General features: G+C 31.4%; 11 protein-coding genes. 7 read left to right on the top strand and 4 right to left on the bottom strand.

Annotation, left to right across the window (positions count from 1 at the left end):
* Positions 1 to 67 precede the first annotated feature (67 nt).
* Complete coding sequence (gene fahA / locus V8G69_RS12185) at positions 68 to 1,351, bottom strand: fumarylacetoacetase (protein WP_394882270.1); 1,284 nt, start codon at positions 1,349 to 1,351, stop codon at positions 68 to 70.
* A gap of 202 nt (positions 1,352 to 1,553) precedes the next feature.
* Between fahA and glyA the strand changes: the two genes are divergently transcribed.
* From glyA to V8G69_RS12170, 3 genes are all read left to right on the top strand, one after another.
* Positions 1,554 to 2,825 (top strand): serine hydroxymethyltransferase, encoded by a 1,272-nt coding sequence (glyA, locus tag V8G69_RS12180; protein WP_394882268.1) that lies wholly within the window; start codon positions 1,554 to 1,556, stop codon positions 2,823 to 2,825.
* A 238-nt stretch (positions 2,826 to 3,063) separates the two neighbouring features.
* Positions 3,064 to 4,362, top strand: a complete 1,299-nt coding sequence (locus tag V8G69_RS12175; protein ID WP_394882266.1) for a serine hydrolase domain-containing protein — start codon at positions 3,064 to 3,066, stop codon at positions 4,360 to 4,362.
* Between the two features lie 369 nt (positions 4,363 to 4,731).
* Complete coding sequence (locus V8G69_RS12170; RefSeq protein WP_394882264.1) at positions 4,732 to 5,169, top strand: hypothetical protein; 438 nt, start codon at positions 4,732 to 4,734, stop codon at positions 5,167 to 5,169.
* Here the strand turns inward: V8G69_RS12170 and V8G69_RS12165 are convergent.
* The 3 genes from V8G69_RS12165 to V8G69_RS12155 form a co-directional block, all read right to left on the bottom strand.
* Entirely contained in the window at positions 5,159 to 5,293 is a 135-nt protein-coding gene (locus V8G69_RS12165) for a hypothetical protein (protein ID WP_394882262.1), read from the bottom strand. The genes V8G69_RS12170 and V8G69_RS12165 overlap by 11 nt on opposite strands.
* Before the next feature lie 158 nt (positions 5,294 to 5,451).
* Complete coding sequence (locus V8G69_RS12160) at positions 5,452 to 7,014, bottom strand: hypothetical protein (RefSeq protein WP_394882260.1); 1,563 nt, start codon at positions 7,012 to 7,014, stop codon at positions 5,452 to 5,454.
* Positions 7,015 to 7,155: 141 nt separating this feature from the next.
* Entirely contained in the window at positions 7,156 to 7,542 is a 387-nt protein-coding gene (locus V8G69_RS12155) for an acyl-CoA thioesterase (RefSeq protein WP_394882258.1), read from the bottom strand.
* Positions 7,543 to 7,766: 224 nt separating this feature from the next.
* Between V8G69_RS12155 and V8G69_RS12150 the strand changes: the two genes are divergently transcribed.
* The 4 genes from V8G69_RS12150 (at position 7,767) to V8G69_RS12135 (ending at position 13,973) form a co-directional block, all read left to right on the top strand.
* Positions 7,767 to 8,213 carry a hypothetical protein gene (locus tag V8G69_RS12150; protein ID WP_394882256.1) on the top strand — a complete coding sequence of 149 codons (447 nt, stop codon included), beginning with the start codon at positions 7,767 to 7,769 and terminating at the stop codon, positions 8,211 to 8,213.
* A 396-nt stretch (positions 8,214 to 8,609) separates the two neighbouring features.
* Complete coding sequence (locus tag V8G69_RS12145; protein ID WP_394882254.1) at positions 8,610 to 9,923, top strand: hypothetical protein; 1,314 nt, start codon at positions 8,610 to 8,612, stop codon at positions 9,921 to 9,923.
* Between the two features lie 104 nt (positions 9,924 to 10,027).
* Positions 10,028 to 11,461 (top strand): gliding motility-associated C-terminal domain-containing protein, encoded by a 1,434-nt coding sequence (locus V8G69_RS12140; protein WP_394882252.1) that lies wholly within the window; start codon positions 10,028 to 10,030, stop codon positions 11,459 to 11,461.
* Between the two features lies 1 nt (position 11,462).
* Entirely contained in the window at positions 11,463 to 13,973 is a 2,511-nt protein-coding gene (locus V8G69_RS12135) for a PorP/SprF family type IX secretion system membrane protein (protein ID WP_394882251.1), read from the top strand.
* Positions 13,974 to 14,148 lie beyond the last annotated feature (175 nt).

The following is a 14,148-nucleotide window of genomic DNA, read 5'->3' as shown; positions in this document are numbered from 1 at the left end:
GCCAAAAAATAAAAAAGAACCCCCAAATTATTCATTTGAGGGTTTTTTATTTAAATACAAAATTAAATTATTTCTTTGTATAAACAGGTAATAATTTGGTAGAAACTTCACCAAAACCTATTCTTGTTCCATCTTTTTCACAATGCCCACGCATTATAACCGTATCATTATCGTTGATAAACTTTCGTTCTGTTCCATCTTTCATTTTGATAGGCTTTTCACCGCGCCATGTTAATTCAAGCATGGATCCATACGAATCTGGTGTTGGTCCAGAAATAGTACCACTTCCCATCATGTCGCCAGAATTTACGGGGCAACCGTTAACGGTATGATGCGCCAGTTGCTGAGACATGTTCCAATACATATATTTTAAATTGGTTTTTGAAACAATGGTTTCTTTAGCACCTTTGGGTTGAATAGCTACTTCTAAACTAATGTCAAAACTTTTTTTGCCTTTATATTGTAAATAAGGTAATTGAGGCTTTATAGGTTTTGGTCCTTCAACTCTAAATGGTTCTAAAGCATCTAAAGTTACTATCCAAGGTGAAATAGACGAGGCAAAGTTTTTAGATAAAAAGGGACCCAATGGAATGTATTCCCATTTTTGAATATCTCTGGCGCTCCAATCGTTAAACAAAACCAATCCAAAAATATATTCTTCAGCTTCATTAACTGGAATTGGTTCCCCTAAATCATTGGCATCTGTTGTAATAAAAGCCATTTCCAATTCAAAATCCACCAATTTTGAAGGACCAAATGTTGGCTCTTGAGCGCCTTCAGCAAAGGTTTGTCCTTGAGGTCTGTGTATAGGAATTCCTGAAGGAATGATGGATGAACTTCTTCCGTGATAACCTACTGGAATATGAAGCCAGTTAGGAAGCAGGGCATTATTTGGGTCTCTAAACATGCTTCCTACATTAGTGGCATGCTCAATACTTGAATAAAAATCGGTGTAATCTCCAATTTGAACAGGTAATTGCATCTCAATTTCGTCCAATCTGAAAAGAACAATTTCCTTATGTTGTTTATTGTTTTTAAGAATTGGGTTTTCTGAATCAAAAATATCTGCTATTCTGTTTCTAACAGCTCTCCAGGTTTTTCTCCCATCAGCAATAAAATCATTTAAAGTATCTTGAAGAAAAATATCATCGGTTAAAGGAATCCCATCAAAATACCCCAGTTGATGTAAGGCACCAAGATCTATCGCTGTATCACCAATACGGCTTCCAATAGTAATGATGTCATCACGGGTAAGAAAAACTCCAAAAGGAATATTCTGTATAGGAAAATCAGAGTTTTTATCCACATGTAACCACGACTTTCTATCTGGATTATTAGCTGATATTGGCATGACGTTTTTTAGTTTATTATTATTAAATTCTATTCAAACCTACACATTTTTTTCATTTTAATGGAATAAAAGGCTTAAATTTTAAGTTTATTTTAATCGTTGATAAAACGGTTAAGAACTTATAAGTAAATATATGTTTTTTAGGGAATTTAACTAATCTATTTGTTATTTTTGCCGAATTATTTAACTAGAAATTAATTTTATGCAACGCGACGAACAAATTTTTGAACTTATTCAAGCTGAAAAAGAACGCCAATTACATGGTATTGAACTTATTGCATCTGAGAATTTTGTGAGCAACCAAGTAATGGAAGCAGCGGGTTCTGTGTTAACAAACAAATATGCTGAAGGATACCCAGGAAAGCGTTATTATGGTGGTTGTGAAGTAGTAGATGAGGTTGAGCAAATTGCCATTGACAGAGCAAAAACTTTGTTTAATGCAGAATATGTGAATGTACAACCACATTCTGGAAGTCAGGCTAACACTGCTGTGTATCATGCTTGTTTAACACCTGGTGATAAAATTTTAGGATTTGATTTATCTCATGGCGGACATTTAACTCACGGATCTCCGGTAAATTTTTCTGGTAAACTTTACAATCCGGTATTTTATGGAGTAGAGCAGGAGACTGGTGTTTTAAACTATGATAAAATACAAGAAATTGCTGCAAAAGAGCAGCCAAAATTAATTATTGCTGGCGCATCTGCTTATTCTCGTGATATTGATTTTAAGCGTTTCAGAGAAATTGCTGATAGCGTTGGTGCTATTTTAATGGCAGATATTTCACATCCTGCAGGTTTAATTGCTAAAGGTATTTTAAACGATCCATTACCACATTGCCATATTGTGACTACTACTACACACAAAACGTTGCGTGGACCACGTGGTGGAATGATTATGATGGGACAAGATTTTGATAACCCATTTGGACAGACTCTAAAAAATGGCAGTTTGAAAAAAATGTCAGCATTATTGGATTCTGCAGTATTTCCTGGAAATCAAGGTGGACCATTAGAACACATTATTGCAGCTAAAGCTATTGCTTTTGGTGAAGCATTAACCGATGAGTTTTTGCACTATATTTTACAAGTAAAGAAAAATGCTGATGCTATGGCAAAAGCTTTGGTAAGTAAAGGGTATAACATCATTTCTGGTGGAACCGATAACCATATGATGTTGATCGATTTACGCAACAAAAATATTTCTGGTAAAGATGCCGAACAAGCTTTGGTAAAGGCAGATATTACCGTAAATAAAAATATGGTGCCTTTTGATGATAAATCACCATTTGTAACATCAGGAATTCGTGTGGGTACTGCTGCAGTAACAACCAGAGGTTTAAAAGAAAATGATATGGCTGCTATTGTAGACTTGATTGATGAAGTGATTGCTAATTTTGAAGATGAAGCGGTTTTAGAAGCTGTGAAAGTTAAAGTTAATAAGATGATGAAAGGTAAACCATTGTTTGCATAGTATTTATATAAAGACGACAAAGGGATCCTGCTTTATGCAGGATTTTTTTTTGATATTAACAATTTGCTAGTTATTACTAAAAGGGAATACCTATCATATACAATTAATTGTAAGCATATTCTTTATTAAAAGGCAAATAAATGTTATAGTTTAAAAAAAAATAGGCTTTTCATCGATTATATAAGTATTTCGTCCTATATTCGTGGTATCGAACCCAAACCTAAATGGCATTTTGCTTATGTATATATTCAAAATATTCAAAAAACCTGCTTTTTTAATTTTTACTTTCTTTTTGATCACATTAAGTGTTGTTAGATCTGTTATTGCTCCAGACAAAGCAGTAGTTATTTCTACTAACAAAATTGATAAAATTCAAGTCAATCAAAATGAGATTAAAATATATGAAGCACAAAAGGAAGAATTAAATGAGGCTCTTGTTGCATATTTTAAAAGTGCCATAGCTTCAGGAGATATTGTAGGTGCTGGAGTAAGTATTGTTAAAGGTGATTCTATCGTAATTTCTGAAGGGTTTGGTAAAAGAAATATTAAACTTAATGATAAAGTTAACAAGGAAACCGTATTTAGACTAGGATCTATATCAAAAGGGTTTGCAGGAGTTTTGGCGGCTAAATTAAAAAGCGAAGGTTTATTGGATTGGAATGATAAGGTGAGCGATTTTATCCCAAATTTTCAATTAGGAGACAGCACGAATACCAATCAAATTACACTTGCTACTATTTTATCGCAAACTTCGGGAGCACCTTACCATAGTTACACCAATCTTGTTGAAGCTGGATTAGCATTAACTGAAATTGCCACACGATTTAAATCGATTGCTCCTATCAGTAAGCCAGGTAAGATGTATAGCTATCAGAATGCTATGTTTGCACTTAGTGGCGAGATCATGCAAAAAACAACGCATCAAGATATTAGTACATTGTTGAATAATAGGTTTTTTAAACCTTTAGAAATGAATACTGTTTCAATGGATTATCAAACTTTACAAGACACAAAAAATGTTGCTTTGCCACATTCTAAAAGCCGTAATAGTTGGAGGCCTTTAAAACTTAACCATAATTATTACAATGCCATTGCAGCTGGAGGTATCAACGCCAGTGCAATTGATATGGCTAAATGGATGGAGTTATTATTAGGACATCATCCTGAAATAATAAACAAATCTGCTTTACAGGAAGCTTTTAACCCATTTATAGAAATTAAGGAAAACAACAAATACTATCAACATTGGCCAGGGCATGTAAGTTCTTATTATGGATTTGGGTGGAGAATTCATAAATTTTTAGAAAATAATGAGGAAAAAACCATGTTGCATCATGGTGGAAGTGTTAATAGTTACAGAAATGAAATTGCAGTATATCCTGACTCCGATTTGGGTATTTGTGTTCTTTTAAATAGTAATTCTAAACTAGCAAAAACAGTAATACCAGACATTTATAAAATAGTAACTGATGTTTTTAGTAAGACAAATTCAAAAACTAATCTTGCTAAAAATGCATTAGCTACTTTAACTCCTTAGATAGCTTTTGATTTCATCTTTTCCTAATCATTTTTTTCTTAAGGGTTTTTAATTACTTATACGAATTTTCAATATCGCTTTCTATTTTGTTTTAAAAAGGATGAGTTGCTAATAGAAAGTATTCACAAATACCATAATTTAAAATTTAACCCAAAGAGTATCATAACGTAAAAAACAAGATTAGCTAAACGTTTATGTATAACAATAGTTGAGGTTTTGCGTGCGAGGATTTTCCGCAGGAAAATCAGATGTAGAAAAACAGCAACGCCCTTTGGTTAAGCCTAAAAACAGCAATTATTTTTATATGGTGTTAGGCAAAGTTTTTATTTGTCAGAAATTAACTAAATTACGATGAAAAATAATATCAAAATGAGTAAAGCAAAAGACAGACAAAAACTTTCTTGGGAAGGAATGTTTTATAGTATTCAGAGAATTGACCTTTTAATAGTTTCTATTTGTGGAGCTGGAATTTATGTTTGTTTGGAAACGATTAAATACTTGTCCGATAAAAGTCAAGATATAAGTTTGTTGGTCAGAATTTCGGGAGGTTTGTTTTTATTCGGAATTATTATAAACTTTATATCTCAACTTTTCGGATATAAAGCAAATAAAGAAGATTTTCTAATGTGTCAAGCTGAAATTGATGCAGGAGACAAAATAAATGAAAAAGAAAAAGCTGAAATAAAGGAGTTTGACCGAAAAGCAGAAAAATTCTCAAATCTTACAGATAAATTTAATTATGTAAGTATGGGATTAATGTTTGTCGGTTTAATTTTAATAATGTACTATTTCCTTTTTACTTTTTAGGAGGTCTTGGACTTCCTTTTCTGTCGGGAGGTGGAGAATCTCTTTTTAAAGGAATATGTTTTGGAGTAGGTTGTGGCTTACTCGGTTTAGGAGTCGGATTTGGTCTTGTTGGTTGTTTTCCCATAATGTTTATTTCAAATGTTGCCTAATGCGATGATATGAACTTTTTTATTGTTTATATCTGCAGTTAAACGAAGTTAGGGTTTTCAGCTTATAAAGGCTATACGCAGTTGTGAGTATTTTTCAAACCTTCGAGATATTGTTTTGTTTCTTGTAAAAGTCTTAATTATCCTCTGGAAAGGTGATGTGTTGGTAAGCTCCCAAATCTGGTGTGGTTGCTCTGTTTACGTTTAAAATATCAAATGGCACCTGGTTTGAAAATATGGTGTTCCCTTGGTTATTAGCCGCAGAATTATCGCCAATCATTAATTGGTTTGATTCAGTATCTTTAAAATCTGGGTCTTGATTAAAAATAACACTTTCATAATGCGTGGTATCATTAAAATCATAATTGGCACCAGTAAAGGTATTACTGCTATTATCAAAACGTATTAAACAGTTTGTGAATTTAAAATTGAAAGCCACGGCATCATCCTGAATTTCATCCAGTAAAATCTCGGGGTTATCATTGCCGTAAATAATGCAATTATTAAAATTGGCTTCGGTTAAATCAGTAAGAATCGCCGTGTTATCGGCATCAACAATAAAATTGTTTAACAATACCGATGGAAATTGCCTGAAACCATTATTCCAGTAATTGGCAATGGTGCAATGTGTAAAATTATATTTACCACCAATTGTTCCTGCAAATGATGACTGCCCTGAATTGTTAATCACCACATTTTCACCAGCAATTGAGGTGTTTCTTCCCAGAATTCCAAAGGCACTTGAATTATATATTTGGGTATTGGCAACGTTAAGTTTATTTGAGATTTCATTGGGATTACCATCGCACAAAATACCAACTGTGGCATTTTTTATAGTAGTGTAATTAATGGAGTTATTAATACTTCCATCTAAAAGCCAAATAGCACTCCATTGTCCTGGAGTATCAGAAAAACTGGGTTCTAAACGGTCGCCTTCCAAAATGACTTCATTTTCTAATAAATCCTGGTCGGTACTAAATGCACCATTTATATTTATAGATGCACCATCTGTAACCAAAAGTCCGGAATTATTATGAAAATGTAAACGTGCGCCAGCATCAATGGTTAAGGTTTCACTATTTGGAACCGCTGCATACCCATAAATGACATAAGGTTTTTCGTTGGTAAAGGTTAGTTCTTCAGGTAATAATTCTCTTCCTTGAATATCGGTTTCCACTTGTTCTCCATCAATATTTAAGGTTAAGGTTTCTATAACTTTTGTAGTATTATCTCTGTTTGGATAAATAAACACAGCATCTTGAATTAATGTAACCAGTTCTACTTTTTGAAGATTACTGCCGGCATCAAACTCAATTTGGTCTGTGTATAAATACTGATTGGCATTTGAGACGTTAGCAATATCAACTGTTGTTTCTATGAAAATATATAAACTGTCTTTGGCAAGAATTTGAACGTTTTCAAAAGTTTTACCAGGCATACCATCAACATTTAATCGGTAGGCTGAAGCTTCCCCTAAACCTAATCTAACAGTTGGAATTAATATATCTTCATTACTTCTGTTGTACACTTTTAAGTTATAAGTACTGGAACCTATATTGGTGAAAACGGTATCAAGATAAACGGTGTCTTTTGAAAATTGAAGGTTTCCTGTGCTTGCTGAAAACTGAAAATCTTTTCTGCAAGAACTCCAAAGTAATAAAATTGAAAAAGTAAGAATGTAATATAAAATGCGTTTCATCAGTTCAAAATTATTGATTTAGAGCTCAAATGAAATAACACAACTAAACATTTCTTTGCTTTACGTAATGGGTTATTGTGTATTTCATTAAACAAATATAAAAGTTACCTTTTAATAATGATTATTTTTTATGATGGATTCTTAGAATAAATCTGTTATTTCTGATGTAATTCTAACGGGTTTATTGGTTTGGGCATTAATTAAACACCATTTAGTTTCAGATTTTGCTAAAAGCTGACCGTTTTGACTATTGGTAATTTCTACAATACGATTTGAAATAGGTCCTTTAGAGCTTTTGATATAGGTTTTAAGTTGGATGGCATCATTTAAAAACGCCGAATTTTTATATTCAATACAATGGTTTATCATCACCCAATAATAATTTTTAAGCATGTCTGTTGAAGCACGATGCAGCCAATGCTCTTTGGCAACTTCCTGAACCCATTGTACATATCTAACATTATTGACATGATTTAATTCATCTAAATCATCAGGATTTACTATTATGTGAGATTCAAAAAATTGCATAAAATAAATTATAAAACAAAAGTACCCCTATTTTTTATTTTTGAATGACACCTGAATTATATTTTTATAAAATGCTTTTTTATTCTGGAAGGGTATAGCATATTAAGTAGGATTAGTATTACATATATTTAAAAATCATTTTTTTTGTTAAATAAATTCGATAAAATGATTGTTTTTAACGATTAATTACATAAATTTGTTTTGTTAATTTATTACATATAGATATGAATAGAAAAATTATTTTTTTCAGTTTGGTTTTTTTGTTAATGGTAAATATTGGTTTTGCTCAAAAAAAGAATGAACCTAAAAGTATTATTAGTGATAAGGTTTCTATAACCAAATATCATGATAAAGAAGAATTAGAGCGTATGCAAAAAGGGGAATTGTTAGGTTTATATATTGAGCGAATTGAAGTACTTATAAAAACTTTACCTTATATAGCCTTTGCAACTAAGCCAGGTGTAACAATGACTTCTTTAGGGATTCCTGATAATAAAGATAATAGGAATATGTTAGATGATGAATTTGATGCAACACAGGAGTATCTTAAAAAGTCAACAGAATTTCAGCAAACAATGCTGCCCTATTCTGATACTAGCAAATTGATAGCAGCTATTTTATTTTATGAAGAAACATTAAAATCGCTTCACGAGTATAGTGAATTTCATTAATTATAAAATTCAACTTAAAAAAAAGCTCTATTTAAGACATTGGTTTTAAATAGAGCTTTTTTATTTTATATAGATTGTGTTGTTAACAATTATTGATCAGCATTTTTTCTTCTTATTAAATCTTCGGGTATAGTTTCTGCTTTATATGGTTCTCTTTCAATAATTTATAAATAGCATTTTATTGAACATTCAAATTCATTTAAAACTTTTTTAGAAATTAATTAACGATTTTATCATATTGATTAATTTTTATCGACATAAATGTTGAAATATTCTACAAAAAAATTCCTTAAATTAAAAAAAGATGCATTTTACCGATTAAATTTGCATTTAATAGATTTTTTTTATTATGTTTGTATAATAAATGACAGAATATTAATATTTAATTTTTTCATCATGAAAACCTTCAGTAGACTAATATGGGTAATTCTTTTAATTTTTGGAAGTGCTTATGCGCAACAAGAAAAAGGAATAGTGGGTAGGAATAACTGGCTAACTAATTGGACAGAGTTTAATCCTAATCAGGTTGATTATGGTGAAGCTACTGAAATTTTAAACGGTAATATAACTGCTGACACAAAATTGATTAAGAGAAATGTGTATCTGTTATTAGGAAGTGTGTTTGTAACCAATAATGCAACCCTAACAATTGAACCAGGAACAGTTATCATTGGAGATTATGAATCTAAGGCGTCTCTAACTATTTGTCGAGGATCTAAAATTATTGCTGATGGTTTAGAAACAGATCCTATTGTTTTTACTTCAAATAGAAGTGTTAAAAAGTCTGGCGACTGGGGAGGTTTAATAATACTGGGTGATGCTCCAACAAACAAATTCGGAAATGGTTCTGTGGCATCTTATTATACACAGCTCAATTCTGCTTCATATGGTAATACAAACTATGGTGGCGAAAATTTAAATAGTAATTCTGGAATTTTGAGATATGTAAGAATTGAATATGCAGGTAAAAGACTTAAAAATGTAGGCTATTTTAATGGTTTATTATTGGCAAGTGTTGGAAATGAAACCATATTTGAAAATATAATGATAAGCTACTCTGCAGGAAATTCTTTTGAAGTGATAGGAGGTGAGGTTAATTTGAATAAGGCAGTTTCTTATAAATCAAGTAGTGATGACTTTAAATTTAATTATGGTGTACAGTGTAAAATATCTAATTCATTAGCGATTAGGTCGCCTTATGTTTCAAGTAATAAGGGAGCAAGATGTTTACAAGTTAATTCATACGATAAAAGAGAAGAAGTTGATTTAACTAAAAAGGGTTCATCCGTTATTGCAACCAATTTAACTTTAGTTAATGATAGTGATAATTTGGATTCTGATATTAATATGGGTTTAGTGAAAGAAGCTGTTTTTGTTGGAGAAAATGCCTTGTTGGATATGAATAAAAGTGTGATTTCTGGTTTCAATCCAGCTGTAATATTTGAAAATAAAATTGTTGTTAATCAAGAGAATTTAGAAAAAATAAAGTTTAGTGATATGTATTTCAATAATTGCAATGGCAACATTTTTATTGAAAACAATTCCAATAATGAAGATTTAGAGAATTGGTATGGGAATACTGCTTTTTTTAATGTGTATTCAAAAGGAAAAAACTCTGAGACCTTTATTGATTTCAAAAATGCAAAAAGACCAGATTTTAGATTGCGAATTAATAAAATAATAGCAACGAATGATTTGTCAAGAGAATAACTTTCTCATAGGATTATTTGTAATAAAATATCAATTCTAAAGAAATAATAGGTTAGAAAATAAATACAACAGAGAGGGCTTATTTATTAAATGAAATTATTTAAATGAAAAAAATTATTATTTATATTTTTTTTTTAGTAGCTATTTCTTTAACTCAGAAGCTAAATGCTCAAGTTATTGGACCGCCTAGCATTGGTTTTAGTCAGGCTTGTGCAAGTGAATCATTTAATACTTATAATGTCACTTTTTCTTTCTCTCCTGAATCATCATTTGGTCCAACAAATCAATTTATTGTTGAACTTTCTGATAATTCTGGAAGTTTTTCAAATGCAACAGTAGTTTATACATCTGCACAAGGGGCTGTAACGACATCGCCTGCTACGTTAAGTTTTTCTTTACCAACTACTACAGGTGGGGAAGCATACAAATTAAGAGTTAAAAGTACTGCACCAATAGCTGCCAGTTCTAATTCTATTGCCTTTCCAGCATATTATAAAATACAAGATGAGCCTTTTTCTATAAACAATTTAATTTCTACCGGAGTGTATTGTGCTGGTGGAAGCTATCTTTTAACTATAGATAATCCTGGTAATGGAACAAATGATTCTCCATTGCAATATCCTTCTTTAACATTTAATTGGTATAAAGAAACGAGTCCAACAACTTATGTGTTTGTAGCATCAGGTTCGAGTCTATCTGTTACTCAACCTGGCACCTATTTTGTTGAAACAAATTATGGTACTTGTACATCAAATTCTTTTTCAAATCGTGTTACAATAAGTGAAGCAACCACATCAAGTACATCAACTATTAATTCTAGTCTTGGTAATCCTTACTGTTCAAGTGAAGGAGCTACAACATTAAGTACAATTAATGGTAATAGTTATCAATGGTATAAAGATGGCGTTGCCATTTCTGGAGCAACAGGTCAAATGTATGTAACGGATGAAGCGGCTAATTATACAGTAATTATTGATTTAGGAGATTGTGTAACTAATGCAACTATTGATCTTGAAACAAATGGTTTTAATAGTAGTATTGATGTTTCTGACAATAATATATTATTGCCTGGCGAAACAATAGTAGCCACAGTAACAACAGATGCTATTAATCCGGAGTTTGAATGGTATTTAAATGATGCGTTAATAACAAGCACAACCAGTAATAGTTATGAAGTAACACAAACAGGAAGTTATAAAGTGGTTGTAAATCAAACTTCTGGTTGTATAACTTCAAACGAATTTCTTTTTACAATAACTGAACCTTACCCAGATGTAGCCAACATACCTAATTTAATAAGTCCGAATGGGGATGGTATTAATGATACTTGGGTTATTCCTCAAGAATACGTAACAGGTACTAATACAGAAGTGATTATAATAAGTTCTCAAGGAGAAATTGTGCTTAAAACAAACGATTATCAGAATAATTGGCCTGAAAATGAAATAAAGTTTAAGGATGTAAACCCAGTTTATTATTATGTAATTACCACTCAAAATAATAAAACAAGAAAAGGATCTATAACTGTTGTAAAATAAAATGAAAATCTCTCTCTCACATATCATCTTATTTCTATTTTTAACACAATGGATCTATTCTCAAGAAGACGGGGTTGTTGCTTTTAATTTGCCCGTAAGAAACTCTTTAAAATTTAATAAATATGCCATTAACCCTACATTTAGCTTTGTAAGAGAGCAAAATAAATACATTAGTTTTACTAATAAAAGAGAATGGGTTCAATTTGAAAATGCTCCGCAAACCTATCTATTTAGTTATTCAGGTAGATTTAGTGAAAATGTAGGCGCTGGTTTAGGATTGTTTCAACAAGATTATGGAGTATTGACCACTTTTGGAGGCGTACTGAATTTTGCATATAATGCTGTTCTGGATAGAGACAGCAATTTGACTTTTGGTATGAATTTGGGCTTTTATAAAAGCGGAATAAACGAAGGTAATGTAGTAACTAATTTCCCAGATCCATCTTTAGATAATATTCCATCAAACTCGATTCTTACTGTAAATCCAGGTATTAATTATGGTACCACTTTTTTTGACTTTGGTTTGTCGTTAAATAATATTGTTTCTTATAATCTTAAAACAAATAAGATGATAGAAGAAAATCCTGAACAAAGTATTCAGGCTCATATTATGTACACTGGCTATATAAATAATGGTGGTTTTTTCGATCAGAGTCGATTCTCAACATTAATTAGATCAGAATTCAAAAAAGATAAAACAGTTTACTCAGGAATTTTGATGCTTACAATTCCTAAAGGCATGTGGGCCCAAGCTATGTATAATTCGCTTTATGGAGCGTCTGGCGGAATAGGATTCAATTTAACAAATCAGATTTCTTTAGAATATAATTATGAAAAAGCAATTGGAGATTTATCTTCTTTTGGAAGTTCTCATGAAATGACTTTAGCATATAAATTCAAAAAGAATTATAAATACAATTATAGTGATGATGATGTTGAAGGTGCTTTAATTACCCCTGCTAAAAAAGGAAGGCGATCTGTTGCTAAAAGAAGTAGTACAGGTAAGACAGATGCAGATTTTAGAGCCAACAGAATTGCAAAAGCTCAAGCTAAGGCAAAAGCTGAAGAAGAAGCTAAAGCTAAGTTGGCTGTAGAAGCAAATACAGTTGAAGCAGAAAAAATTAAATTAGAACAAGAAGCTAAGGCAAAAGCTGAAGAAGAAGCAAGATTGAAAGCTATTGCCGACGAAAAAGCAAAAACAGATGAAGCAGCGAGAATTAAATTAGAACAAGAAGCTAAAGCTAAAGCTGAAGAAGAAGCAAGATTGAAAGCTATTGCCGATGCAAAAATAAAAGCAAATGAGGCAGCCAGAATTAAATTAGCGCAAGAAGCTAAGGCCAAAGCAGATGAAGAAGCAAGATTGAAAGCCATTGCCGATGCAAAAGCGAAAGCAGATGAAGCAGCTAGAATCAAATTAGCACAGGAAGCAAAAGCGAAAGCAGACGAAGAGGCAAGATTGAAAGCCATTGCAGATGCAAAAGCAAAAGTGGATGAAGAAGCCAGAATTAAATTAGAACAAGAGGCTAAGGCAAAAGCTGAAGAAGAAGCAAGGTTGAAAGCCATTGCCGATGCCAAAGCAAAAGCAGATGAGGAAGAAAGAATTAGAACAGAAGAATTAGAAGGTGTTTTAATTTCTAAACCTACTGATGCGAATAGTATAGAGATGAGTAATCTAACAAAATTAGCAACAGACTCTAAAATAGAGCAACAAGCGTTGTTGATAAAATTAAGAGAAACAGTTGCTAGTAGACAAAAAGATCTTAAAGACTTAAAAGAAGAAAATGATTTAAGTGAGCAAGGTATTTTCACAGAGCCTAAACCATTTAAAAGTGTAACAGCAGAAAATGCAGAATTAGAGACTTTAAAAATCCAAATTGATGATGTTATAAAATCGCAAAACTTAAAAATAAGTCAATTAGAGGATTTATATAAAGAAAGGCTTAAAAATAATACGGAAGAGGAAGACTCTATAGCTATGATTTATCTTAATGAGATAGAAATAATCAAGAAAGCCCAAAAAGATGCTATACGTGCAAAAGCTAGTTTGGTTTCAGAATTAGAAGAAATTAAAATTGCGACAGAAATTGAGAGAAAGCGAAGAATTAAACGTGCTGCATATGATAATGAAGAAGCTAGATATACAAAAGACCGAGCAGTGCTTAATGCCATTAAACAAAATACACCTGCTAGTACAGTTGCATTAAAGACAGAAGATTTTGATTTTGGAGAAGAGCAAAGTAATATTCAAATTGTTAAAGACGTTAAAAATGTTGAAAGTGGTTATTATATGGTAATTGCTGTGCATAATGATGTAGAGAAAAGAGATGAATTCTTAAGAAAGGCAGTAGCTGCTGGTCAATCTAATATCAATTTCTTCTATGACGTTAATACTAGTAAATACTATATTTTCTATGAAAAATACAATAGTATTGAAGAAGCTAATATGGCATTAAAACTTAAAGGAAGTGAGCCGTATAATGGTAAAATGTCTATGGTTAAAATTGAAAATTAATGATTAGTTTTTATTAATTCTTATTTTAAAATTTCAATAGTGGTCTATTCTTAAATGGAATATGCAATATTTTTATTTAAAAAGTACTGCATATTTTCATTGGTGCAATACAATTAAAATGTATTTAAAATACTACAAAAACAATTAAAATGATATATCAAAGTATCATTTCATC

The organism is Gaetbulibacter sp. M235 (assembly GCF_043876835.1).
Lineage (GTDB): Bacteria > Bacteroidota > Bacteroidia > Flavobacteriales > Flavobacteriaceae > Yeosuana.
The sequence above is the reverse complement of the archived record's forward strand: the minus strand, read 5'-3'. Positions and strand labels throughout refer to the sequence as shown.

Bases quoted from the DNA above. Each gene is read 5' to 3' on its own strand.
- V8G69_RS12170 (WP_394882264.1), top strand. From the start codon at position 4,732: ATGAGTAAAGCAAAAGACAGACAAAAACTTTCTTGGGAAGGAATGTTT.
- V8G69_RS12155 (WP_394882258.1), bottom strand. From the start codon at position 7,542: ATGCAATTTTTTGAATCTCACATAATAGTAAATCCTGATGATTTAGAT.
- V8G69_RS12135 (WP_394882251.1), top strand. From the start codon at position 11,463: ATGAAAATCTCTCTCTCACATATCATCTTATTTCTATTTTTAACACAA.
- V8G69_RS12140 (WP_394882252.1), top strand. From the start codon at position 10,028: ATGAAAAAAATTATTATTTATATTTTTTTTTTAGTAGCTATTTCTTTA.
- fahA (WP_394882270.1), bottom strand. From the start codon at position 1,351: ATGCCAATATCAGCTAATAATCCAGATAGAAAGTCGTGGTTACATGTG.
- V8G69_RS12145 (WP_394882254.1), top strand. From the start codon at position 8,610: ATGAAAACCTTCAGTAGACTAATATGGGTAATTCTTTTAATTTTTGGA.
- V8G69_RS12160 (WP_394882260.1), bottom strand. From the start codon at position 7,014: ATGAAACGCATTTTATATTACATTCTTACTTTTTCAATTTTATTACTT.
- V8G69_RS12175 (WP_394882266.1), top strand. From the start codon at position 3,064: ATGTATATATTCAAAATATTCAAAAAACCTGCTTTTTTAATTTTTACT.
- V8G69_RS12150 (WP_394882256.1), top strand. From the start codon at position 7,767: ATGAATAGAAAAATTATTTTTTTCAGTTTGGTTTTTTTGTTAATGGTA.
- V8G69_RS12165 (WP_394882262.1), bottom strand. From the start codon at position 5,293: ATGGGAAAACAACCAACAAGACCAAATCCGACTCCTAAACCGAGTAAG.
- glyA (WP_394882268.1), top strand. From the start codon at position 1,554: ATGCAACGCGACGAACAAATTTTTGAACTTATTCAAGCTGAAAAAGAA.